This window comes from Gardnerella sp. DNF00571G (assembly GCF_049262695.1).
Classification (GTDB): domain Bacteria; phylum Actinomycetota; class Actinomycetes; order Actinomycetales; family Bifidobacteriaceae; genus Bifidobacterium; species Bifidobacterium piotii.
The window spans coordinates 217,056-241,389 of sequence record NZ_CP058396.1 but is presented as its reverse complement, the minus strand read 5'-3'; the positions used below and the strand labels follow the sequence as shown (position 1 = coordinate 241,389).

17 protein-coding genes and 4 tRNA genes are annotated in these 24,334 nt (G+C 39.8%); 4 read left to right on the top strand and 17 right to left on the bottom strand.

The genetic code is table 11. From position 1 onward, the window contains the following. Positions 1 to 73: 73 nt before the first annotated feature. From HXT30_RS01105 to HXT30_RS01060, 10 genes are all read right to left on the bottom strand, one after another. A tRNA-Val gene (locus tag HXT30_RS01105) sits at positions 74 to 146 on the bottom strand. 40 nt (positions 147 to 186) lie between these two features. Next, positions 187 to 258, bottom strand: a tRNA-Val gene (locus tag HXT30_RS01100). 31 nt (positions 259 to 289) lie between these two features. Continuing rightward, positions 290 to 360 (bottom strand) — tRNA-Cys (locus HXT30_RS01095). A 27-nt stretch (positions 361 to 387) separates the two neighbouring features. Beyond that, positions 388 to 460: transfer RNA gene (locus HXT30_RS01090), tRNA-Gly, on the bottom strand. 118 nt (positions 461 to 578) lie between these two features. Then, on the bottom strand, positions 579 to 1,517 hold the full coding sequence (locus tag HXT30_RS01085; protein WP_016829317.1) for an acyltransferase domain-containing protein: 939 nt from the start codon (positions 1,515 to 1,517) through the stop codon (positions 579 to 581). Between the two features lie 42 nt (positions 1,518 to 1,559). Further along, positions 1,560 to 3,086: a DUF4127 family protein gene (locus HXT30_RS01080; protein WP_016829315.1), complete on the bottom strand. Its 1,527-nt coding sequence runs from the start codon at positions 3,084 to 3,086 to the stop codon at positions 1,560 to 1,562. 1 nt (position 3,087) lies between these two features. Beyond that, entirely contained in the window at positions 3,088 to 3,930 is an 843-nt protein-coding gene (locus HXT30_RS01075) for a carbohydrate ABC transporter permease (protein WP_422111622.1), read from the bottom strand. Next, complete coding sequence (locus tag HXT30_RS01070) at positions 3,920 to 4,891, bottom strand: carbohydrate ABC transporter permease (protein WP_421778588.1); 972 nt, start codon at positions 4,889 to 4,891, stop codon at positions 3,920 to 3,922. The genes HXT30_RS01075 and HXT30_RS01070 overlap by 11 nt, the downstream gene beginning before the upstream one ends. After that, positions 4,891 to 6,174 (bottom strand): ABC transporter substrate-binding protein, encoded by a 1,284-nt coding sequence (locus HXT30_RS01065; RefSeq protein ID WP_016785565.1) that lies wholly within the window; start codon positions 6,172 to 6,174, stop codon positions 4,891 to 4,893. Before HXT30_RS01065 ends, HXT30_RS01070 begins: the two co-directional genes overlap by 1 nt. Before the next feature lie 75 nt (positions 6,175 to 6,249). Beyond that, entirely contained in the window at positions 6,250 to 7,203 is a 954-nt protein-coding gene (locus tag HXT30_RS01060) for an ROK family protein (RefSeq protein WP_422111621.1), read from the bottom strand. Positions 7,204 to 7,481: 278 nt separating this feature from the next. On the opposite strand from HXT30_RS01060, the gene HXT30_RS01055 reads away from it, so the two are divergent. The 3 genes from HXT30_RS01055 to HXT30_RS01045 all read left to right on the top strand — a co-directional run bounded on the left by HXT30_RS01055 (position 7,482) and on the right by HXT30_RS01045 (position 12,011). After that, positions 7,482 to 8,621: an ROK family protein gene (locus HXT30_RS01055; RefSeq protein WP_016635536.1), complete on the top strand. Its 1,140-nt coding sequence runs from the start codon at positions 7,482 to 7,484 to the stop codon at positions 8,619 to 8,621. A 99-nt stretch (positions 8,622 to 8,720) separates the two neighbouring features. After that, positions 8,721 to 10,751, top strand: coding sequence for a family 20 glycosylhydrolase (locus tag HXT30_RS01050; RefSeq protein WP_422111620.1), 2,031 nt, complete (start codon positions 8,721 to 8,723; stop codon positions 10,749 to 10,751). A gap of 75 nt (positions 10,752 to 10,826) precedes the next feature. Further along, positions 10,827 to 12,011 carry a GDSL family lipase gene (locus HXT30_RS01045; protein ID WP_422111619.1) on the top strand — a complete coding sequence of 395 codons (1,185 nt, stop codon included), beginning with the start codon at positions 10,827 to 10,829 and terminating at the stop codon, positions 12,009 to 12,011. Positions 12,012 to 12,375: 364 nt separating this feature from the next. Here the strand turns inward: HXT30_RS01045 and HXT30_RS01040 are convergent, their stop codons facing one another. From HXT30_RS01040 to trxA, 5 genes are all read right to left on the bottom strand, one after another. Then, positions 12,376 to 13,566, bottom strand: coding sequence for a hypothetical protein (locus HXT30_RS01040; protein ID WP_422111618.1), 1,191 nt, complete (start codon positions 13,564 to 13,566; stop codon positions 12,376 to 12,378). 853 nt (positions 13,567 to 14,419) lie between these two features. Further along, positions 14,420 to 15,211, bottom strand: a complete 792-nt coding sequence (locus HXT30_RS01035; RefSeq protein WP_016636371.1) for a DeoR/GlpR family DNA-binding transcription regulator — start codon at positions 15,209 to 15,211, stop codon at positions 14,420 to 14,422. A gap of 511 nt (positions 15,212 to 15,722) precedes the next feature. Continuing rightward, the gene (locus tag HXT30_RS01030) at positions 15,723 to 17,381 is read right to left on the bottom strand and encodes an MDR family MFS transporter (protein ID WP_415701618.1); all 1,659 of its coding nucleotides are present in this window, start codon (positions 17,379 to 17,381) and stop codon (positions 15,723 to 15,725) included. Positions 17,382 to 17,608: 227 nt separating this feature from the next. Beyond that, on the bottom strand, positions 17,609 to 18,613 hold the full coding sequence (locus HXT30_RS01025) for a G5 domain-containing protein (protein WP_415701616.1): 1,005 nt from the start codon (positions 18,611 to 18,613) through the stop codon (positions 17,609 to 17,611). Between the two features lie 254 nt (positions 18,614 to 18,867). Further along, complete coding sequence (trxA, locus tag HXT30_RS01020) at positions 18,868 to 19,245, bottom strand: thioredoxin (protein ID WP_415701615.1); 378 nt, start codon at positions 19,243 to 19,245, stop codon at positions 18,868 to 18,870. Between the two features lie 118 nt (positions 19,246 to 19,363). Here trxA and serS point away from each other — a divergent pair, with 118 nt between their 5' ends. Then, on the top strand, positions 19,364 to 20,650 hold the full coding sequence (gene serS / locus HXT30_RS01015; RefSeq protein ID WP_004131752.1) for a serine--tRNA ligase: 1,287 nt from the start codon (positions 19,364 to 19,366) through the stop codon (positions 20,648 to 20,650). A gap of 166 nt (positions 20,651 to 20,816) precedes the next feature. Here the strand turns inward: serS and HXT30_RS01010 are convergent, their stop codons facing one another. Next, positions 20,817 to 21,590 carry an HNH endonuclease family protein gene (locus HXT30_RS01010; protein ID WP_116438229.1) on the bottom strand — a complete coding sequence of 258 codons (774 nt, stop codon included), beginning with the start codon at positions 21,588 to 21,590 and terminating at the stop codon, positions 20,817 to 20,819. Continuing rightward, positions 21,574 to 24,147, bottom strand: coding sequence for an ABC transporter ATP-binding protein (locus HXT30_RS01005; protein ID WP_422111617.1), 2,574 nt, complete (start codon positions 24,145 to 24,147; stop codon positions 21,574 to 21,576). The genes HXT30_RS01010 and HXT30_RS01005 overlap by 17 nt, the downstream gene beginning before the upstream one ends. Positions 24,148 to 24,334: the final 187 nt, after the last annotated feature.

Here is a 24,334-nt window from a genome sequence, read left to right as displayed (position 1 = left end):
CGCGCAGTTTAAGCGCGCTAACGTAAATGAGTAAAAAAAAACGCGGTAAAATACCGCGAAAACAAACATATTGTGGGTGATATAGGAATCGAACCTATGACCCCTTCCGTGTGAAGGAAGTGCGCTAGCCGCTGCGCCAATCACCCAAAATTTTTTTAATTATGCGTGAAAGGCAATCCTTTCGAGTGGGCGATACAAGGTTCGAACTTGTGACCCCTTCCGTGTCAGGGAAGTGCGCTACCACTGCGCCAACCGCCCAGGTTGTTTATTAAGCTAACACGCTCAATCGAGGTGGGTACGAGAGTCGAACTCATCTATACGGCTTTGCAGGCCGCTGCCTAACCGCTTGGCTAACCCACCACAAGGCCGATAACTCACCAGACCTAGAGCGGACAACGGGACTCGAACCCGCGGTCTCAACCTTGGCAAGGTTGCGCTTTACCAACTAAGCTATGTCCGCAATGCTTTCTCGCTAACTAATGCCAGTCCGAAGCACGAGTAACTACTATACCAGAAATATTTATAAATTCAAGTCCGCCGCCCGTTGGCGTGTCGAATAGCAAACACTGTTAAATTTTCTACCTAACATTCTTTAAAACTCCGTACCCAATCGCCATCCTTCCCCCATTTTCAACATATTCCCTAATATTTTTTTGCAAACTTGTTTCCGTCTTGCCACTTTCCATGCCACTTTCCATGTGCACTTCCCCACACGCTTCTACATTGTTTTCCTTGCCACAATTTACACCATTTTCACCACGCCCAAAAATCTTGCAATTTTCTCCAAAAACCCAACGCTTATAGTCGTCAGAATATGCAATTCCAAAAACTCGAAACATAGATCTAAATACTCGAATATTCGACTTTTCTGGTAGCAACTTATCTAAAGCAGGATCAAGCAGCCACGATATGCAATAAAAAGTGCAATTCTTTAACTCAGGAATGTACTTATCTATAAACTCATTAGCCAACATAAAACTTATCGTTAAATTTTCTATGCTTAACTTTGCATTAGACGGAATATGTACGCTTACCAGATTTTGCCTTTTGCAAAACTCAAATTCTAATTCACCTAATCTAAATATTTTCATAGAAAGAAGACGCGGAAACCAAAATTCTTCACTAAAAACAAAAGGATACTTGCCAACACGAATCTTCTTAACAAATCTTTTAATAAAACCAAAAGTACTTAAAAAGACTTCATCTTTAATTCCAGCTTGTTCATATCTTCTACGCACCAAAAGAACGCATACCATAAATATTGAAAGAATCCGCATTCCGCTATCATCAGCACAATATTCATTCAATTTTGCAACTGCTAGCTCTTGATTAAACCCGTCATTAAAAAGGTCTTGTATGCAATCCATCAAAACAGAAATATCTATATTTTTAAAAGATTGTACTATTGTGCGCGTTAGGCAATCATCAAAATGCAATTCGTTACACAGATTTTCAACATCTTCTTCAGTCTGCGAAATCAGGTATGACTTTTCATCTTCTTTTAACAAATCACACATTTTTACCTCACAATAAGCCTCACAATAAACTCACAACAAGCCTCACAACAAATCAAAATTAACTTCAAACATCCTTTTCCATGGAAAATCTACATTATTGATTTTCAAAGGAAGCGCTTTTGATAAATTCAACTTGCTATACTCTTTCTGCAACAAGTTTTTAGCTTCGCACTTAGCCCACGCTTCGCATGGCTTTACATCAAAATAATTACCACCATAATTATCAATCCTCTTAGCTATATTCCATCGAATATTTGATTGATATAACGCATCTTCGATTATTCTATATGCAATATTTTTCTTTATACTTTTTGAATCAATGCCTAAAATTGCTTGAGATAAAACTGTTCCCAAAGTATTGCAATTTGTATTCCATCCCGCATAACTAATAATTCTGTCTAAAACGTTATTATCATCTAGCAAAGTTAATAATTGCAAATCCCCACCATTTGAATACGCACTATCACATAATGCAACTTTCTTACCAGATTCAACTAGCGTGCAAATATGATTAGTAAAATAATTTAAATTTCTATACGTGTCATACGTTACATCATGATTAGATACAGAAAATTCTGCTTCTTGCATAACTTTTCCAGGAGCATTAATCATTAAACAAATGTTGTTTAGTCCACTTAAACCGCTTAAATCACCTAAATCGCTATCTTCCCAATTTTCTAAAAGCCTTGCTCCACAAGCTAAAACATGAGATTTTAGGCTTTCAAACATAGGCCTATCTTCGTAAGAAGGAACTATTGTTGGCCCTAATATAGACGAATATTCAACACTTATAGCAGGCTTTATTCTATGCGATTTACAGAACGCTCTTGCAAGCAGAGTCATGCCAACTTCATCTGATCCAGGATACATAGCAACTCTACTGTTTAACCTCTTAGAATAAACAGCTGATTGAAGTCTTCTTTGAGATACTGCAGTATATCCGTATGGACTAGAATCGTCTTGTGGAAAAATAAGATAATCAATAGTATTATTTGCTACTAAATCAAGAATTGATATATTAATACCAAGATTTTTATCACGACGATTTTCATAATCATCAATAACATATTGAGGGATATCAAAAGATTCTAACTCTTTCTCCTGCGATTGTGTTAGATCATTGCATCTAATCTTTTTATCACTCAGATATGCTCTTAAATAAAGACTCCTACCATATTCTGCGTAATAATCAGGCTCCTCATCGCTGCTGTTATACGCAGGCGCGCGCATAACAGTGCAAAAAACAAATAAAGTCATATTTGGATTAACTTTTTTGAGCTTTTCTAATACGCGCAGGCGACTTTGCAAACAATCGCTTTGTAAATTATGTACTCTTGAAGGAACCAATCCCCCATACACAAGCATGTCTGCAGATATTATAGCAATATCACATTTTTTGGCATTATCCATCAAGAAATCAACTATTCCATTAATATCTGCAGACTGTTTTTTATTGCCTAATAATTCCAACGGCACATTTACAAGGTCAAAATCACTACTTTTAGCTAAGAGTTCTGGGAACTTATAGTTACAAGGTCGCTCGTCTAATGGAAGAAATAAGACTTTCATTTTAACCTTTCAACCCACCTTCTTGTAATCCTTTGTAAAGATGCTTTTGGAATAAAGCAAAGAATACAACTATAGGAACAAGCGATATTATTGCACCAGCCGCAACTAATCTAGGATCCGTATAGAACGTTCCTTGTAAACGATTCAAGCCAACAGTAAGCGTATATTTATCGTCATCGCTTAATGCAACCAATGGCCACAAGAAGTCGTTGTAGCTTCCAACAAACGACAATATTCCAATAACAGTAAGTGTTCCTTTTACCTGCGGCAATGCTACATACACGAATCTTTGCCAAACATTCGCTCCATCTACTTTTGAAGCTTCTAGTAAATCTTGCGGAACAGATTTAAACGCATTTACCATAAGCAATACGTTTAACGGGCCAATCAAACCAGGCAAAGCCAAACCAAACAGAGTATTCGTTAATCCCATACCTTTTACTAGAAGGAATGTAGAAACAAGAATACCTTCGCATGGCATGATGATTGCTGCAACAAAAAGCAAATAACCGATTTTACTAAACTTAAACTTTAAGCACCCAAAAGCATATCCAGCCATTGAGCATCCGATTATATTCCCCAAAACATTCATTGCTACAACAATCAGGGTATTGCACAAATAGTGAAGTATAGGAACTGTTCTAAATGCTTTTACAAAATTTTGCACTGTAAAATCATGCGGAATCAAATACGGAGGCATTGCAAAAACATTGTCATTAGGGCCCTTAAATGCTAGTGCAATTTCCCATACCAATGGACCAGCTAGCAATATGAACACTAATACAAGAATGCAATATTGAACTATCGTTCCGATTCTAACGCGATGAGTGTTATTAGTTTTCATCTCCAGCACCCCTGTGAACAAATATTTGCTGAATAACTGTTATAAAACCAACAATAATTAACAGAACAACGCTTATTGCGCTAGCGTAGCCAGTACGAGCACTCAATCCTGTTCCTTCTTGCTGAATCAGCATTGTCATTGTTATGTCTTTTCCGCCTATTCCGCCTGTACCACGAGTAATTACATACACCTCGTTAAACACTCGGAATGCTGCTACAGACGAAAGCATCATTATTAGAGTCATTGTGGATCTAACTCCTGGTACTGTAATGCAGAAGAATTTGCGCATTATTCCAGCTCCGTCTATATCGGCAGCTTCGTACAATGATTTATTTATGTTAGCTAAAGCTGCTAAATAAATAATCATGTAATATCCAAGACCTAACCATATTGTTACAAACATTGCACTAAAAATTGTTAGCCATCTGTCTGTAAGGAATGGCAATGGCCCTGTTACTACGTGAATCATCTGTAGAATGGAATTAACTAATCCCCTTGTATCGAGCAAGTTAGTCCAGATAAGCCCTATTACCACTGCAGACAACACTACTGGGAAGTAGTAGGTTGTTCTAAAGAATCCTATTATTTTTGAATCTTTACTCACTAAAGCAGCAAGTATAAGAGGCAAAATAATCATAAACGGCACAACGCATACTGTGTATAAAGCAGAATTGAAAATAGCAGTTACAAAACGACTATCGCCAAATAGTTTTACGTAATTTGCAAATCCAACATTGTGCCCAGGTATAAGCATTCTAGCGTTTGTAAAAGATCTTAAGATAGTGTTTATAAACGGATAGATGCAAAACAATATAAGTATGATTAAAGCTGGCAGAACAAATAACCAAGATATGCATCCATCTTCGTTAAATTTTTTACGGAAGATGCCCCGAGGGGCAGGAGCAGCATTGCTGCTACTCACTGCCGACTCGGCTTGTGGATTATTCATAGGAGAAATCATTACTTTAACCTGTCGTTTAGTGCAGCAACTGCTTTATCAAGCGCTTCTTTAACTCCCTTTTCTCCTTGAATTGCCTGAGTTAATTCAGGAGATAGATAGTTTACGCCGTCAGTATCGGAGATCTCTGGTGGGAAGTTTGCAACAGTACCATTGTCAATTTCTTCCTTAGCAACTCTAAGAACCTTGCCTTCTATAGTAGATTCGTCAATGCTCTTAAAGAATGGATCATCCATTGCGCCAGCTGCAGAAGGATAAGTATTTGACTTCTTAGAAAACTCAACTTGATTCTTCTTGTTTGTTAAGAAGTTAGCGAGCTTCAAAGCCATTTTCTTATTCTTTGTTTGAGAATTTACTGCCATTAGCATTGGGTTAAGTGTATTCTTCTTGTTTGTTGCCAATGGTGCTACATCAAGTTGCTTATAGACTTGCGGAGCATTTGCCTTAAATGCGGCAACAGAAGAAGTTGAATCAAGCATATACGCTATGTTTCCTTGGAAATATAGTTTCTCTGCGTTAATTATGTTTGCGTTCATTCCATCTTTAGGAATAGCACCCTTCTTATAAAGATCTGCATAATGCTGAATATACTCAACACCCTTGCTAGAGTTAAAGGTAAACTTTGATCTGTCTTTACTCAAGAAGTTAACACCATACTCTTCAAACTGCGAAGGGAATACGTATGGAACAGCAATCATGTAGCTCTTACCACCGCATTTTTCATTAACCGTATTTGCCTGATCAAATAAATCATTGTAGGTTTTTGGCGGCTTATTAATGTCTAGACCGCAGTTAGCAAAAACATCCTTGTTCAAATAAGCAACATCAATATTCAAGTACCATGGGAATCCGTAGACTCCTTCGTCAATACCATTGCCCGAGAATTTAGATCCATCCCAAACCTGAGGCAAATAGTCCTTGGCCATTCCTGCAGCTTCTTTACTAAGATTCAGCAACGCTCCAGACTTTGCAAGATTGTATGCTTGCTGTTCGTTAACATTTACAATATCTGGCAATTGACCAGCTGCAGCATCCGTAGATAACTTTGAATCATAGTTTTCTGCAGGCTGATCAACCCACTTGACTTTTACTCCAGGATTTTCTTTTTCAAACTCACTAATAAGTTTTGTAAAATATGGAGTGTAAGTATCGTTCTTAAGGTTCCAAGTTTGGAAAGATACTGTAGAAGATTCGGAATTATTTGCAGAAGAACCGCATGCGCATAACGATAGTGCGGCTGCGATTGAGACGCATCCAGCAATAACACCTTTACCAATAGCATTCATAATGTTTCTCCTTTGAAATCAATTTATGTATTAACAGTTACGTATTAGCAATATCTAGTTGGAAAATGTATGTAATTAATTATTTCCCTCCTTTTTTATATCGTCATTGTGATTGCCGATAAGAGCTGCTCCTAACGCACCAAAAAACACCTCTTGATCTGCAATCACTAGACGATTAGATATATTTAATGAGGACAAAAATGGCGATTTTGTCTCAAGTTCACCAATAACTTTTTGTATATCCTTTAATAAAATTGTTCCTATCTTGCTTATGCCACCGCCGATAACAATAATTTTTGGGTCAAAAGTTACTGTGAGCATTTGTATTGTGCTTACAAGCGTGAATATGAATTTATTCCAGACTTTTTCAGCCTTTTCATTTTTATTGGAGACTTCTCTTAGTAACGATGCAATAGGATATCCATTTTTGGTAGGCCACATTTGCGCTAAAGCACTTCCAGATATTATTGTTTCTACACACCCACGCTGACCGCATGGGCACATTGCACCATCTTTGTCTGCAACTATGTGCCCTATCTCTCCTGCAATCCCAGTTGAACCGTGGAAAAGCAACCCATTAATAACTACTCCTGCCGAAACACCAGTGCCTAAATTCAAGAACACTAAGCTGCTTGAATTTGCTCCATAATAATGGTATGCACCAAAGGCTGCAGCATTAACATCGTTATCAATGTAGGCATTTATTCCAAATCTATTTAAGATTTCAGATTTGAAATCTAGATTATGCGATCCCAAATTCACCGATTCACATACGCAACCAGTGTTTTGATTCACTAATCCAGGTACTCCAATACCGATACTTAAATCAACTTCCTTTCCATATATATTGTTAACTTGCTTAATCACTTTTGATATGAGATTACACACCTCATCAACGATTTCTTTTTCTCCTTGATGAGTAGACACTTGAGAATACGCAATAGGCTTATTGTGCGTGTCGAAAGCTGCACACAGCACCTTTGTGCCACCAACATCTACACCTATACGTATTGGCGAATCAAGTGCCATAATAAACTCCTTACAATTACCTCTACCTTGAAGTAAAGTCCATATTTATTGGATTAAGTACAATTATTGCACTAAAAAATAAAAAAGCAATACCGTTTATAATATTTATCAAAAAACATTGAAAATAAAGGCGTTTCGCAATATAACTTATTAATACAAAAAACGTAAATTCAAAAAAATAATTTCTAAAAACATCTTTTAGTATATGTTCCAAACTATATATTTATCTGATAATATGTAACATATAAAAATAAAAGGGCTTGAAGATGGGATGCAATATGGAAGATACCCAAATACCCCAGTCGATGATAAATCAGCTGATGACGGTTTCTCAAAAAACAATACCCGCAGACGCAAGAATAAATAATAGAATGTTAGTATTCAATTATTTATTCCCAAAGCAAATACTCTCTAGAGCAATGCTTGTAAGAAAGACCGAACTTTCAAAAGCATCAATCTCTACCGTTGTATCTGAAATGCTAGATGACCACATGCTTATAGAAAGTGGGCATGAATCAAAAATAGAACGTGGTAAAAGAGGAACATTACTAGAAGTTGATGCAACTTATTGGAATATTATAGCTATTGACATTTCTCAACCATGCTTAATACAAGGCGCAATCCTCAACCTATGCGGAGATATATTAAAACGATCAGAAATATCACTATACAAAAACACAGATGTTAGCGCAGACAAAATAGTTGAATTATGCAAAACTCTTATAAAGCAATCGAACAATAATATATTGGGAATAGGCATTGCTGTTCCTGGAATTGTAGACAACAACGGGAAAGTTATACGTTCATTAAATCTTAAGTGGGAAAATATAAATCTTAAAGAAGAATTAAACAAATATTTTGACTGCCCTATTATTATTGACCACGATACAAATAGCGCACTTCTAGCAGAAAGATTTTTCGGCAACGGAGTATCAAACACTATATTTATACAATTATCACTAGGCGTTGGAGCATCTATATTAATAAATGACGCAATAATTACTGGCATAAACAATTCCGCAGGAGAAATCGGTCATATAACCATTGACCCTAATGGTCCAACTTGCACATGTGGAAAAAAGGGATGTTTAGAAACATATATATCTGCAGAAATATTGCATAAAAAAATGTTCACATCTAATCAAGCAAGAATAGACATACTAACAGAAGCTGGACATTATTTAGGAAAAGCTCTTACAACAACTATTAATCTTTTAGACTTAACAGATGTTGTTATTTATGGACCATCCGACATTGTAAACAAAGTCTTTATAAGCGCCACGGAAGAAGCCATACAAGAGTACGGCCCTTATAATCCAAAACATTCGTGCACAGTAAGACGCTGTACGTGTAATAACGACATAACTCTTATTGGAGAATGCATTTCTGTTATTCAAAACAGAATTATGCATCTTTAATATACGAAAATATACCAATATTCACCAATAAAAATCTTTAATCATATTGTATGTATTAAAAGATAAAACTTAAACAAAAATAGCAAAGAAGCATTAATCATGGATATAAAAGAATCAACAATCATACTTGTGCCTTATCCACAAAAATTAAAAATTACAGGAAATGACTCCATAACTCTTCCAGAGTCAAGCTATATTAGTTTCAAAAATATTAAACCAGATACAAGAATTACTACTGCTGGAAAACAGTTATGCGTAGACTTAAAAAATCAATTTAATTTTGATTGGAATGTTAGCTACGGGGATGGCTATAAAAGCGCCATAAATGTATCAATAAACAAGGATCTTTGCGCACAAGAATATAAAATTTATACGTCATTAGCAAATAATAAACCAAGAATAAATCGTGCAATAATCACTGTAGAAGCTAAAGACATTCAGAGTATTTGTTTTGCAATACAAACTATAAGACAGTTAATTAAACAATTTGGAACAAGTATGCCTTTAATAGAAATTGAAGACTTTCCAAAAATACCAGTCAGAGCATACTCTTACGACGTTTCAAGAGGTAGAATACCTAAGCTTTCTTGGCTAAAGATTTTGGTAGATCAATTGTGCTTATACAAATATAACCAACTACAGCTTTATGTTGAGCATACTATTGATTTAGAAAATACTATTGAATCGTGGATTAAACATACTCCACTTACATGCAGTGAAATTATTGAACTAGACGAATATTGCTACAACCGAGGAATTGAGCTTGTTCCTACTATGGCAACTTTTGGTCATATGTACGAAGTTTTAAGAAGTCCGTCTTATAAAAATCTTGGCGAATTCCCTAGCCAATCACAAAGGCCGTTTAGCTTTGTAGAAAGAATGCTGCATCACACATTTAATCCTGCAAACCCACAAACAATACCATTCATAAGTAAAAGAATTAAAGATTATGCAGCATTATTTAGATCAAATAAATTCAACATTGGTGCAGATGAAACCTTTGATCTTGGCTGCGGAGAAAGCAAAGAAATTGCGCAAAAAGATGGCGTAGCAAACCTATATTCATCTTACGTTCAAAAATTATGCAATACGTTACAAGAAATAGGATCACAGCCAATAATGTATGCAGATATTGCATTAAAACATCCAAATATGTTATGCGCCATTCCAAAAAATGTTATTTTTGCAAACTGGAATTATGCAGCAAACGTTACAGAAGATAGTGTTAAATTAATACATAATCAAAACGCACAGCAATACGTATGCCCTGGAACACAAACATGGAATAGGCTAATACCAGATTTTGATTGTGCAATTAGCAACATATCTAAAATGTGTAAATATGCTCACAAAAATAACGCTTATGGATTATTACTCACAGACTGGGGAGATTATGGTCATATAAATGACCCAATTCTCTCTTTGCCTTATTTGATTATGACTGCTCAATACTCATGGGGATCTAGCAAGATAAGTAAAAACAATGTAGAACACGATTTTACAGATATCAATTCGCTAAATACCTTATTAAAAGATATAAGCAATATTCTTACCGATAATGTTTGCCCTCAATTATGCAATATTCTTCAAGAAGCATCACACTCACAAGCATTTAGCTGGTCAGACGCGGTGCAATTTAAAGAGCTTGATGATAATGGCGATTCAAACAAAGATGTTTTATTCTTATTAGGATTCAAAAAAGACATATCTCTAAAAGAAGCAAGAAAACAGTTTTTGACTGATAGAAATCAACAAATATTAAATGCAGAAAAATACAACAACACATTGTACAAATGCATAAATGATCTTTATAAAACGTACTCTTGCTACAAATGCTACACACTCAAAGAAAGAATAAATAAAGACTTTATAAACACAACAATTTTAAGTATTCAAGGCCAGCAAATACTTAATAGCCTTGGATTGTATATTCTTAACGCAAGCGCAGAATATTCAAATAGCAGCAATAAAATAAGCAAAGACCAAGTAGCTTACTTTGTACAGACTATAAACAATTGGTTTGTTCAATATGCAAATAGGTGGAATTCTATAGGAAAATCTGCAGACTTGTACAGGATTCGACAAGTTTTTGATTGGCACATAGATTGGCTGTTAAAAAATTCCAATTAAATATATTACTTTTTATTACTGTTTATTATCCGATGACTATTTTACGAAAATTATAAATACAAGATGAAGGCTTTTATGAATAACACAAACTGCTCAATCAACGAACAAGCAATTCTAGACTCTGGATTAAAAATATCTAACATATTCGATGTAAAACATAGAGTTTTAGGAAGATATAATAATGTAAAAAATCCTTGTGGAAACAAAAAATACTATTCAACTTATTGGACTGGAAGCGGCGTTGAATTTTTGTATTCAGGAAACTCACTAAAACTTGTAATTGAGTCATCTTACACACAATATGAACCTTGGGTAAGCGTAGACATAGATGGATGCCAAATAAGCAAACAAGCACTTAACAATGGCATTAACTTAATCCAATTGTCTAATGATTTAGATGATAACAAATATCATAAAATACGTTTGCTAAAAGAAACACAGTTTATGCACGAAGACCCAACCCAAACTTTTGTTATAGAAAAAGTCATATATGATGGAACTTTTAGGAATCCAGAAAAACCATCTTTAACTCTTGAATTTATAGGAGACAGTATAACAAGCGCAGAAGGAGCATGCGCGAATGCGAGTATACAGAAATATTGCTCTGCCATTTTTAGCGCTTGGAATGGATACCCTAGAATAGTGTCAGACGCCTTAAATGCAGATTTTAGCGTAATATCTCAAGCAGGCTGGGGAATAGTTTGCAACTGCGAAAATAATCCTAATTGCACATTAACAAATATATACTCAAAAATTTGTAAACCTGCTCAAGGGAGAAACATTGAATTTGGTTGCAACGATAGCTATAAACCAGTAATCAACACTGATTTTATTGTTATAAATCTTGGAACAAACGACGCCACAGCTTGCCTTGCAAACGAGTGGGAAGACCCGAAAACGCATAAAAAATTCAAGTTAAGTTTAGATAAAAATGCTCTAAACTCAAGTGAAAATGACTTCTTAGATAATGAGTCTGCAAAGATAGTTAAAAACGGCGTAAATAACCTATTAGAAACAGTTAGAAAGATTAACCCAGACTCAACCATAATTTGGTGCTATGGGATGCTTGGAAATAGGCTGGAGAATCTTATTGAACAATCCATTAATGATTTCTGCAATAAAACGAGCGACAAGAAAATATTTTATATTGAATTACAAAATACTAGCGATAATAATCTTGGCGCATGCAGTCACCCTGGAAAAATAGCACATAAAAATGCTGCGCAAATCTTAATCAATAAAATAAAACAGTTGATGTAAAGGATGACAATCAAAAAAGAAAGTATGCATTACACAAAACTGTAGTGCGATTGTGCTGAATTTCGGTTTTTTGATGCAAACACACTACATTAGACTGGAAAACAAAAAGGCTTGTTAGAAACCTAACAAGCCTTTAATACTAAAGAACAGAATCCCGTCCCTAGCGGAAAACCATCTCTAGCAACAAGCATTAAGCACCCGCAAGCAGAATAAAGAACCTACACGGTAAGAAAAGGAAATTTCGGCAAACCGAGCAAACTCTAAACCCCGCGTGCAAGCTGCAGCACAAAACACGCGCCGCCGCCTAACGCAAGCCTATTTCAAGCGCGCACTCACACACTTAGCATAAGTGCGCGCGCAATGCTTAGTGACGAGCCTTGCGAACAGCAGCACCCATGCCAGCAAGCATAGTGGCAGCCAAAGCGGTCAAAGTTACGCCAACACCAGTACCAGTGTGGGTGTTACCGCGCTTGTCCCTGTCCTTCTTGTTCTCAACCTCAGCCTTAGCACCAGCAGCAGCGCCATTAGCGCCAGCCTTACCAGCAGCACCATTTGCACCAGCAGCAGCACCGTTAGCACCTGGCTGAGCAGGAGTCTTACCAGACAAAACTTCAGCAGCAGTACCTGGATCACCAAGGAAATCATTCTCCAATGGGTCTTCAGCAGTAGAAACTAATGGAAGCTTAGCTGGATCTACACCAAGACGAATTGCTGCATCGTAAGCATCATCATACGTCTTCTTAGCAGCTTTGAAAGCTGGCAACACTTCATAAGTGTACTTATTATGAACTTCGTCATAATCATGCGAAGCCTTACCAAGAGCCTTCTTAGCAGCATCATGCTTAGCCTCAGCGCGGCTGACCTTCAACTCAAGCTTGTTAAGGCGAGCAGAATCTTCCACACCGCTATCGTTAAAGTCTTTGAGCTCTTCATTAGCAGCATCAAGCGCCTTCTGCGCGCTCTTTTCGTTAGCTTCAGCATCCTTAAGAGCACGATACTTCTTCTTAACCTCGCTATAAAGCTTGTTCTTCTTCACGCGGAAACGATCAAGCGTGCCCTTTGCATTCATAACATCAGCAATAGCAGCATCCTTGGCATCATCCTCAGATGGGTCATCAGCATGACCTTCAGCAGCAGCCTTAGCAGTAAGATATGCGGCAGAAAGATCCTTTACCTTCTGCTCCTGATCGTTGTAATCCTTGACCTTCTTATTGTAAGTAGCCAAGTTATTTACATACTCTGTAGCTTTAGCTAGCAACTTAGTATCAACGCCAGTCGTTTTCTCGGTGTTAAGAACGTCAACACCATTCTCTTGCTTAATGTAATCATCAATGCCAGCTGGCTTCTGTGGCTTATCCTTATCCGCAGGCTTGGTCATCTTATCAAAAACAGCCTTAGCAGCAGCATAATTAGTCCAAGCATCCTTAGCAGCCTGAACAAGCTGAGCCTTAGTAGGAGCAGGAGTCTCAGCAGCGAATGCTGGGGTTGCCATTGCGAAGCCAGCAAGCAAAGTTGCGCCAGCAGCGAAAGCGGCGATAGCCTTCTTATTCATCATTTTATTTCCTTTCTTCTTCTCCTATGCGTTAGGGGCGCATAGAAAAATTTGCTCCACAATCCAAAAGCGGACTGTGGCACACGGCCAAACTAGGTGCGGCCATGTTTGCTATTAACATACCCCCCCCCCGTTTGAAAAAGTCAAGCCCCAGCCACACATGCTAAACCGAAAAAAATGATGTTATACACAAACTAATCCACAATTAAGCCACACTCGCCGTAAAATTTGTAGATAAACAACGCGTAAACCGTAAAAATACGCATTTCAAGGTTTTTGAAGAATTTTCCCAGGTTTTTTTAAGGAAAGACTTTTCGCGCGTGTCGCACGCGACGACCTGCCTTTTCGCTTAGAGCGTAGCGCGAAAAGGCAATTCGGAGCGCTGAGCCACTTAAGGCAGAAGCACTGCTTCTGCGTGGCGAAGACGTTCGCGCGCTGTAACGCGCGAACGATATTTCCCGAAAATGTCGCTCAAAACGTCAAAATCAACAACAAAACACGGAAAACGTTAGCGCGACCTAAGCGCAAAGGCAAGTCATGTAGTAAATCAAATGCAAACACACTACAGTTTTGTGTGTTTATGTAGTGCGTTTGTATCAAAAACACCGAAATTCAGTACAAACGCACTACAAGGAAAGTAATCGTTCGCGCAGATTAGCTGCGCTCACGTCTTCGCTTGCGTTGAAAGCACACCGTGCTTTCAACCTGAGCAAGCTCAGCGCTCCGAATTACCTTTTCGCGCTACGCTTTAAGCGAAAAGGCAGGTCGTCGCGCACTACAAGCTTCCGCATTTTGTAGCAATTCACGGAGTGTCATGCAACAAAAAGCGGAAATATCGCTCGCGAGCTTATGCAAGCTATTCACCAGTAACTGTTGGCGCAAGAACTAGATTCTTAACAAGCTCGCGAGTGCGAAGCTGCGAATCCGCATCTAAGCAATCGTCTGTAATAACAGTGTCAACCTGGTCAAATCGCGCAAAAAGCGAAAGCGACGTGCAAGTCCACTTAGTATGATCCGTTAATATAATCGTGCGATCCGCAATATCCATCAAAGCCATATCCGTAGCGGCTTCCAGCGAATTCGGCATAAGGAACCCGCGAGGCAAACTAACGGAATGCGTGCCCAAAAATACAGTGTTTACGCGCAAAGACGAAACAACTTTATCGGCAATAGGCCCAACCAACGAGTTGGAACGCGTAATCACACCGCCCGTAACAATAACCTCAATATCTTTAGATTCAAGCGCTTGAACAAGCTCCGCAACTGGAATTGAATTTGTTAAAATCGTGATTCCAGACGCTCTGCGAGACTCAAGAAGATGCTGCGCAAACACGTATGCGGTTGTGCCGCCGCCGATTGCAATCACATCCCCTGGCTGAACATAATCAACAGCCTTAGTAGCGATTGCATCCTTAAGACCCATGTCCATCTGCGACTTTACGGAAAACAGCGGCTCTGAAAGAAGCGTGTTAGTTGTAACAGCACCACCGTGCACGCGTTTTAGAAGACCGCGATCCGAAAGCTCCGCAATATCCCTGCGAATTGTCATTGCAGAAACGGCGAGTTCCTTAGAAAGAGCGGTAATACGCACGGCCCCCCTGGTGCGAAGGCGGCTCAAAATCAATTGTTGACGCTGTGAAGAAATCATGTGAACATTATCGCACAAGTAAACGCAAAAAACAAACGCAAATGAGCGTTTCTAGGCTCAAAACGTTAGGTATTTAACAAAAATCACATAAAATCTGGCAAAACGAACAAATGCTTACGCAAAATGCGCGCATTACCAAACACGGTAGAGATTCGAGATTTTTCGCAGCGGATGAAGCGAACCTCAGCATGAAATGGTGATTCGCTGAAGCAGCAAGAAAAATCGAGAATCTCAGGCTATTAGACTATACGCAATTGTTCAGACTCGTAAGAGGGCTGGGTGATTCTTGGTCGAACAGTATAAGAGCGGCAGCCGATACCAAATAATCCAATGGCTCACGCCTACAAACAAACTTCAACATAAAAAACAAAATCAAAGCCAAATCGGAACAACAGCAACAACAAACAACGCGTAAGAGGCGGAGCGTTGTGAGACAAGAAACACCCAGCCCTCCTACACACCAAATAGGAAGTCGCGCAACAGTAAGGTTGGCAAAGATTTGTGCGAGATATCAGTATTGATGATGCGTATGATCGTGCATAACGTCTTTATGCTCCGATGCGTGCGGAATGTGCAAAACGCGCATACGGTCAATCGCCCTGCGTGCAAGCTGATGAGCAGAACCTGCTCCTTCTCCCTTAACGCCAAAAATAACAATCAACGCCATAATAGCCGTAATAATCGCGCTAATTCGCAAAGTCCATTGCACGCCAAAAATACTAGCCGCAACATTATCCGCACTTCCAACACCCGTAAGCACGTGATGCCATTGCGTAAAGGTGGCCATTGTTACAACAAGCACAGGCGCGCCAATCGCACCCCAAAGCTGGCGCATTGTATTAGTCACAGCCGACCCATCGCCAAGCTCGCTTTGTTGCAAACAGTTTAACGACCACGTTGTAACAGGCATAAGCAAGAATCCCATACCAATTTGACGCGTAAATTGCCAAATAGAAATCCACCAAATCCACGTATGCATGTCTATAAGGCTCATCATTACTGTGCCAAAAAGCAAAATCAACGAGCCAGCCATTGCCACTGGCCGCACGCCAAAACGATCCAGCATGCGCCCGCCAAAGTATTGCGAAATGGCCATTCCAAACGCGCCAGGCAAAAGCACAAGGCCGCTCATAGTGGCGGAAAAACCGCGATCAGACTGAATATAAAGCGGAATAACAACCATAATCGAGCTAAACGCAAAGAACGTTAAGCATGCGCAAGCCGTTCCAATTGTAAAATAGCGATTTTTCAAAACGTTAATGCCAAGTAGTGGTTGCTTACCACTCGCGTGCGCGCGCAACTGCCTAGCAACAAACCACGCCACACCGCACGCACCAACAATCATAGGCACCCAAGAAAACGCGCTAGAAATTCCGTACGCTTCAATGTTTGTAAAGCCAAACATAACGCCGCCGAAACCAATAATCGAAAGACCAACGGAGAAAAAGTCGGCTTTCGCAGTGCGATCTTGCTCGCCAAAATTGTGCAAGAAGAACGCAGAAAGAACAATAGAAATTACGCCAATAATGCTAAGTGACAAAAAGATTGAACGCCACCCGTTGAAATCAGTTTGCATGCCTCCAACAGTTGGCCCGATTGCTGGCGCAATGCTCATAGCCATGCCAACGCTGCCCATTGCCATTCCACGCCGCGTTACTGGATACACAGAAAACACGGTGATTTGCAACACGGGCCACATAACGCCAGTACCAATCGCCTCTAAAGTGCGGCCAGCCAACGCCATAATAAAATCATTGCTAAGCCACGCCATAATCGAGCCAAGCGTAAAAAGAATCATAGACGATATAACGATTTGACGCGTGGAAAATCGCCTAGTTAAAAACGCGGTAAGCGGCACCATAATGGCCATAATCAACTGAAAAATAGACGTAAGCCACTGACCTGTAGTAACACTAATGTTAAATTCGCGAACAATCGTTGGCAGCGCGGCCGTAAGTTGCAATTGCGCAAAATTACCAATAAAAGTTATAAAAGTTAGAATTGCCAAAGAAACCAAGGCTGCTCGCGTAAGACGATTGTTCTTATACGCTTGCTCACCAACAAGAGCATGGCTAAGTTCACTCAAATTCCCAAAAGGCTTGCGCACATAAGACTTGCTAACAGAGTCACTACTCTTATTAAACCATGATTTTCTAGGCAATATTGTCACTTAAACTTCCTTCCATATTTGCAAAACACGCATAAAATAATCAGCGATTATTGCAAAACCAAGAAACATACTCGACTCTACAATAATCGCCTTAAAACAAGCCTATAAGTCTACTCCGTGAGTTTGTTGTTTACAAAGCTACAAACTACAAGCTACAAACACACGATTCTCAAAAACCCACGATTCTCTATAACCCACGATTCTCGAAAAAATAATTACAAGTCAAATCAGTAGCTTCTGTGCGATAGCCAATGCCTGTAGGCGCCTTGAATTGAGCCATAACGACCATTGCAATAATTCCAGAACCAACGAAGCTGAGTTTGATAATTAGTTGCCCAATCGGCTCCCATAGAAGACATCTTTCTTCCAGGCAAAGCTTGAGGCAAACCATACGCGCCAGAAGGATTCATAGCGTTTACGCGCCAACCAGATTCATGCGAAATAATAAACACGGTAGCAGTAAAATCAGCCTCGTTGTACCCATTTGAAAGCAACCACGAATGAGCCCACTCTTGCATCTCGCCTGCTGGAACGGTGGTTCCAATCGAAGCAGCAAAATCAGAATCTACACTAGCGCCGCCAGTTCCAACAAGAACAACCCTATCTTTTGGAGCTTGCTTAACAAAAGATACAAAAACGTTGGAAGACAAAATCTTCTTACCTGCGCGCGTAACAATTTTGCTTGTTTCCATAACACCAGGCGCGCCCTGCTCTTTAACCTTTTCCGTGCCTTTTGGAAGAGCAGATGTCTCTTTTTTAACCGTATTAAACGCAATAGGCTCGTCGGAAGTTTCTAACTTTGCTCCCGCACGCTTAATAGTTATAACTGTAGACTCGCTAACCTTTGAATCAAGAGACGGCGTAACAACGTCGTGCGAATCCAAAGTTATGTCTCCCGCTTCTAAAACGGACTTAACATTTGTAAAATCTGTTCCAAAAACCGCGCGATGATGGCCATTTATATTTACAGTAATATAAGAAGTTGCGCCCTTTTTAGATGGTTTAAGCGAGTTTCTGTATACACCACGAGAAACCTGATTTTCGCTATCTGTAGCCGAATAGGCGGTTACATAAGACTTTGCGGAATTTGATTTGGAACCAGAATAAAAGTTTCGAGAAACAATTCCAAGAACTACAACAGCCACAATACTAACAAAAATCACTGCGACTCTTGCCCATTGACGCATGCTCAATGAAGTAAGCGTAACAGTTTTCTTTCTGTGACTTGTCATAACTCTCCTTGATAGAAGTTAGTGCAAAGTGTAAACCTAAAACGTTATACGACTTTTCGTTATATAACTTTTAGTCATACGACTTTTTGCACAAAGTATATACAATTGTAGTCTTACGTAAAGAGAAGCCCTAAAAATCAAGGTTTTGTGTGCTATTCGCGAATCGCCTATTGTCTACTTTGATTTGCTACTTTGCTACAAAACATAAAATGAGCGGTTGCTTGCGACTATTCCCCGCAATCCTTAAATTCGCTTTACTCGCTTACAGAATCACCTTCATTATCTTTATTATTTTCATCATATTTACTAGGATCATAAGCCTTAGCTTGATTAACTAAATCTTCTAAATCAGCTGGAAGCAAAGCGCCAGCTTGACGATAAATAACATCTCCGCGCTTAATAACCATAACTGTTGGAACCGCTTTAATCGCAGCTGCACTCGCCAAATCTGGAGACTGATCAATGTCTACTTTAACAAACGGAACATCTTCAAACTTTGCGCTTACTTGCTCAAAAATCGGCCCAAAAGCACGGCAAGGACCGCACCAAGTGGCCCAAAAATCAACAACAACTACCTCGTTGGTGCTTGCAATCTTCTCAAAATCTTCTTGAGTAGCGTGAATAAGTGCCATTTTTACTCCTTAAAACAATATTTAATAAATTTTACACGTACACATGCTCATTTGCGTATGCCATTCGCACCATGCTCATACGCATTATCTGTCGCCTTACGGCACTAGGCTAGAAAACATGCTTGATATCCAATTTATTCGTGAACATGCCGACGTAGTTAAGGAGTCGCAACGCAAACGTGGCGAGTCCGTAGAACTTGTCGATGAAGTGCTTCGCGCAGATGATTTGCGCCGCACAAGCTTAAAGGCATTTGAGGCAGCTAGAGCCGATCAAAAAGCAATTGGCAAAAAGGTAGCTGCCGCAAGCGCTGATCAAAAAGCCGAACTTATTGCACAAACAAAAGAGTTAGCGCAAAAAGTTGCACAGTTTAAGGCTCAATCCGAGCAAGCTACTGCCGACTACACAACAGCAATGTGGAAGCTTTCTAACATTGTAGAAGACGAAGCTCCAGAAGGCGGAGAAGACGACTACGTTGTTGTTAAGAAGGTTGGCACACCTCGCGACTTTGCAGCAGAAGGCTTTGAGCCAAAAGACCACTTGACTCTTGGAACTGGCGTTGCTGGAATCGATATGCGCAGAGGCGTTAAGGTTGCAGGCTCTCGCTTCTACTTCTTGCGCGGAGCTGTAGCTCGCTTGCAAATCGCAATGCTTACAATGGCTGTAGACCAAGCAGAAGAGCACGGCTTTACGCTTGCGATTACGCCAACACTTGTGCGTCCAGAAGTTATGCGAGGAACTGGATTCTTGAATTCGCACGCAGACGAGATTTATCGCCTTCGCGAGCCAGATGATCAATACCTAGTTGGCACATCCGAAGTTGCTCTTGCTGGCATGCATGAGGATGAAATCCTTGACTTAAGCAATGGCGCTTTGCGCTACTGTGGCTGGTCGAGCTGCTACCGCCGAGAAGCTGGTGCTGCTGGAAAAGATACTTCTGGCATTATTCGCGTGCATCAATTCGATAAGGTAGAAATGTTTGTTTATTGCAAGCAGGAAGATTCTCGCGCAGAACATCAAAAGTTGCTTGGAATGGAGCAAGAGATGCTCGCTAAGGTGGAAGTGCCTTACCGCATTATCGATACCGCTGCTGGCGACCTTGGCTCTTCTGCTGCGCGCAAGTTTGATTGCGAAGCTTGGGTGCCAACTCAGGGTCGCTACCGCGAGCTTACTTCTACTTCTAATTGCACTGAGTATCAGGCTCGTCGCTTGAATGTTCGCGAGCGCATAGAAGATGGCGGAACTCGCCCAGTTAGCACGCTTAATGGCACTTTGGCTACTACTCGCTGGCTTGTTGCTATTTTGGAAAATCATCAGCACGAAGATGGTTCGATTGACATTCCAAAAGCTATGCAAGCATACATGGGCGGCAAAGAGGTTATTGAGCCTACTAAGTGGGAAGCCTAAAAGCCTAAAAGCCTAAAAGCCTAACATAGCTTTAAGCCTTTAATATTAACTTTGATTAATAAGTGTGCAAATCAGTTTTGGTTTGCACACTTTTTTATTTGCACAGCACAACAACGCAACAACGCAACAGCGCAACAGCGCCACAACGCAACAACACAGCGCCACTCTACTTTGTAGGCAACTCTTGCGCAGAACACCCGTGCAAAACAGACGCCATACTCTGCTTTTCGGCGCTTGTAACGCTAAGATCGTACTTATACTTAACAGCAATCTGCCTAGCTACATAACCGCATCTAAAAGACTTATTAGATGGAAGCCAATAGGCTGCGGAAGCAGAGCCTTTTTCTTGATTTGCTGCTCCTTGCACGGCAAGAAGGTTTAGCATATCGTTACCAAACTTAAGTCGCTTAGCACGATTCCACTTCCAAGCACCCGACTGCCAAGCGTTTTCTAGAGCCACAACGTGATCAATTTGAACAAGCGCGCTAGTTTTTCTGCCTCGCACAAAGTTAATATCTAATCCTGTATATGGGTCGTGTAAAAGCCCAGACGCCACTTTGCAAGATCCCGCATACTTAAAGCGAACATGCGTTAAATCACGCGCAAGAACGTCTTCTCGAACATCACAACCGTTTTTATCATCGTCTGTTGTTCTATACCCAAAAACGCTTCTGTTATATCCAGAAGCATGCGACTTATCTACTTTTAACTTGCTAAGCTTTTCTGCAGCATCTCCACTGGCAACGTATTCTCCAGTGATATTTCCAACATCTTGGTTGATTTTAGGCAAAACTAAGCCAATAACAATTCCTACAAGAATCGCGAGCGCAATAAGCCATATAAAAGACGTTACGCTCCTAGAGATTGGAGCGTTGCTATAGCGCGCATCACCTACTCTACGGTTACTACGACCGCTACGGTTACTACGATTGCGCAGCATGATTAATATCTACAACCCAAGGAATACGACGTATAACAATGTTGAGCACTTGCTGAATAAGGCTAATAAGAATAATGATTGCCATAACTGCGTGCACAACGTTCCATTGTGGATTCTTAGTTACAAGTGGGTGGATTGTACTAGAAACAAGCATTATTGCGTTTGCGATTCCAATAAGAGAAACCGACATAAGAATCGCTTGCATTCTGCCGACTTTGCGCGATAATCTTACGCGTTGCTGAGCCAACTTCCGCATTGAGTCAACAACTCGCTTAACGCAATAGTCTCCTTGACGGAATGCCAATACTTCTTGCAAACCAAGTTCCACATCGTCTACTTCTAGTTCAACCATTTTTTGATCTAGATGAACTTTATTAATAAAGCTTTTAAGGCTCAAACTAAACAATCCTGGGATTACAAACACGATTAGCAAACAAATCACAGACGCAAAAATCGCGATTTGAACACTAAAATAGCTTAGCAAAACGATTGCTGGAATAATCGAAAGAATCATTCCAACGCTCATACTAAGACCTGCCTTGTGTAAGTGAGCGTGATGAAGGTCTAGTCCTGCAAAAGACGCAACAAGCGTTAAGCATCTTAAGCATGCGCAAACAACTACAACAAGAACGTAGTCTTTAACACCTAAGCCAAAAAGCGGCCTGCTTGCTATAGCAAACATTGCTGCGATTGCGCAAACAGGAATCAGCAAAGCACAAACAATGTTTATTACAGTTGAGAAGGCACTGAGAATGGCAAATAATGCTTTCTTTAAGTAAGACACTTTTGATTTTTTGCCACTATTATGCGCAATATTCTCACGCTCATTTTCACGCTCATCGCCACTTAAATCGCCACTTGTATCGTCATTGTGCGCGCTCAAATCGCCATTTGAATCACCACTTAGTGCGCCTACAGATGCAGCTCGCGCACGCGAATCACTAAACACACTAACTTTAACTAAATTGTCTGCACTAGTGGCGTAGCTATCGCTTGGAAGAAACACAAGAATAGTTGCTTTTTTGGCAATTTTGCGCAAAATATCACATAAGTTTTTAGCTTCTTTAGCGCTAATGTTTTTAGAAGAATAGTCAAAAATGTATACAGGTGTGCGGCGAATCAGCGCGCGCGCCATAACAAGTCGCCTAAGAATGTCTTGCTTATTTTCGGCATGAATATTTTCTACGCGCAAGTCTAAACCGTTGTAATCTGCATAAACAACACCATCCGCGCGAGCGGCTCCAAGTGCCTGCCACATAGACGTTGTAGTAGCATTTTTAGACGCCATCAGTAAGTTTTCTCGCAAAGTGGCAGAAAACATGTGACTATTCTTGCGAACAATCGTTACAAGATCCGCCAATGCACCAGGATCTACATTATTTAGAGTTATATAAGAAGGATTTCCCACAATATCGCCAAAATCAGATGCCACAAATGGCGAATCCGCACCCAAATCAGGCAAAGCGTAACTATCACTGTAAGATAGCGCAACATTCGATTTAGAACTAAAAGTAACGCCATTAAGAACGTTATTCGCAACTAAATCGTAATACTCGCTTGGCATTACATTCAGTTTTCCACTAGAAACATTAAAAGATGCGCGCAAAGGACGATTATTCTTAACAAAATTACAACGAACATGAAGAGAAACGTTGCTAGCGCCATCTGGAATACTCAAAGACGACTTATTGTCTATTTTTTCTAGCACGGATTGTGAATATTCGGAATCCAAAGTAGATGAATTATTGGAAGAACCACCATTAGCAGCAACACTTTTGAACAAATTGCCAATATTATTTAGCCCCAAAACAGCACGATTTTTAATATGCATGCAATTAGCAACTCGGCGAATTGGATCCACGCTTAACATAAGCAGAGGCAAAGTTAGCATTGCTGCAGGAAGACCAACAGACCTAACTGAAAGAAGCCAAACCGTGCAAACAACAGCAACCGCAACCATAAAATACGCCAAAAAAGCGCACAAACAACGCAACAAAACACGAACGTTATAAAGCGCAGTACAAAGAGCTAAAGCAGAAAAAACGGCCGCAACGAGGCAAATACTCGCTAGATAAGTGTTGATTGAGAACAACGCAATGCTAACAGCAAAAGGCATAGGAAAAGCTGCAAAAATTTGCGGCAAAAGCAAACCAGCCCAACGCTGAACCCAAGCAATATCTTCATTTACGCAAATCGAAGAATATTCAACAGAATCATTACGGTTAGCCGAACTGAGCGAAATCATAGATCGCAACATCTTCGGTCGAAGCTTCATAGCTACGCGAGTGCCAATCTCGGTAGAAAAAATACAAGATTGATGGAAAGCAATGTATTTTATAATCAAAATACCAACAAGCGAAATCAAATAAGACGTTAACTCAACGGAGCTAAGCAAAGATTTACCAGTATATTTTGCTGGAATCAAAATAGGCGAAAGAATACCAACACAAACATACACAAAACCGATGTTTGCAAGAGAAGATATAGCAAGACACGCCGCTCTTAAGGCAACCAGATGTTTAACACCTGGAACAAAAGCAAAGAAACGACTAATCATTTAACTATCCTTTTCTTGTTCATAAAACCTACAAAATCAACGTAGTTATATTATGCATAAGAGCGAACACATTTAACCAGTGCAAACAAACACAAAAACAGCCAAACATCTAAATATCTAAACATCAAACATCAAACAAATCTAATACTCACAGCACATCTAACATCTAAACTCTTAAAGCACTATA

Coding starts and splice junctions, on each gene's coding strand:
- HXT30_RS01040 (WP_422111618.1), bottom strand. CDS start 13,566: ATGATGAATAAGAAGGCTATCGCCGCTTTCGCTGCTGGCGCAACTTTG.
- trxA (WP_415701615.1), bottom strand. CDS start 19,245: ATGGCACTTATTCACGCTACTCAAGAAGATTTTGAGAAGATTGCAAGC.
- HXT30_RS01045 (WP_422111619.1), top strand. CDS start 10,827: ATGAATAACACAAACTGCTCAATCAACGAACAAGCAATTCTAGACTCT.
- HXT30_RS01070 (WP_421778588.1), bottom strand. CDS start 4,891: ATGATTTCTCCTATGAATAATCCACAAGCCGAGTCGGCAGTGAGTAGC.
- HXT30_RS01055 (WP_016635536.1), top strand. CDS start 7,482: ATGGAAGATACCCAAATACCCCAGTCGATGATAAATCAGCTGATGACG.
- HXT30_RS01065 (WP_016785565.1), bottom strand. CDS start 6,174: ATGAATGCTATTGGTAAAGGTGTTATTGCTGGATGCGTCTCAATCGCA.
- HXT30_RS01080 (WP_016829315.1), bottom strand. CDS start 3,086: ATGAAAGTCTTATTTCTTCCATTAGACGAGCGACCTTGTAACTATAAG.
- HXT30_RS01010 (WP_116438229.1), bottom strand. CDS start 21,590: ATGCTGCGCAATCGTAGTAACCGTAGCGGTCGTAGTAACCGTAGAGTA.
- HXT30_RS01075 (WP_422111622.1), bottom strand. CDS start 3,930: ATGAAAACTAATAACACTCATCGCGTTAGAATCGGAACGATAGTTCAA.
- HXT30_RS01025 (WP_415701616.1), bottom strand. CDS start 18,613: ATGACAAGTCACAGAAAGAAAACTGTTACGCTTACTTCATTGAGCATG.
- HXT30_RS01050 (WP_422111620.1), top strand. CDS start 8,721: ATGGATATAAAAGAATCAACAATCATACTTGTGCCTTATCCACAAAAA.
- HXT30_RS01060 (WP_422111621.1), bottom strand. CDS start 7,203: ATGGCACTTGATTCGCCAATACGTATAGGTGTAGATGTTGGTGGCACA.
- serS (WP_004131752.1), top strand. CDS start 19,364: ATGCTTGATATCCAATTTATTCGTGAACATGCCGACGTAGTTAAGGAG.
- HXT30_RS01085 (WP_016829317.1), bottom strand. CDS start 1,517: ATGTGTGATTTGTTAAAAGAAGATGAAAAGTCATACCTGATTTCGCAG.
- HXT30_RS01035 (WP_016636371.1), bottom strand. CDS start 15,211: ATGATTTCTTCACAGCGTCAACAATTGATTTTGAGCCGCCTTCGCACC.
- HXT30_RS01005 (WP_422111617.1), bottom strand. CDS start 24,147: ATGATTAGTCGTTTCTTTGCTTTTGTTCCAGGTGTTAAACATCTGGTT.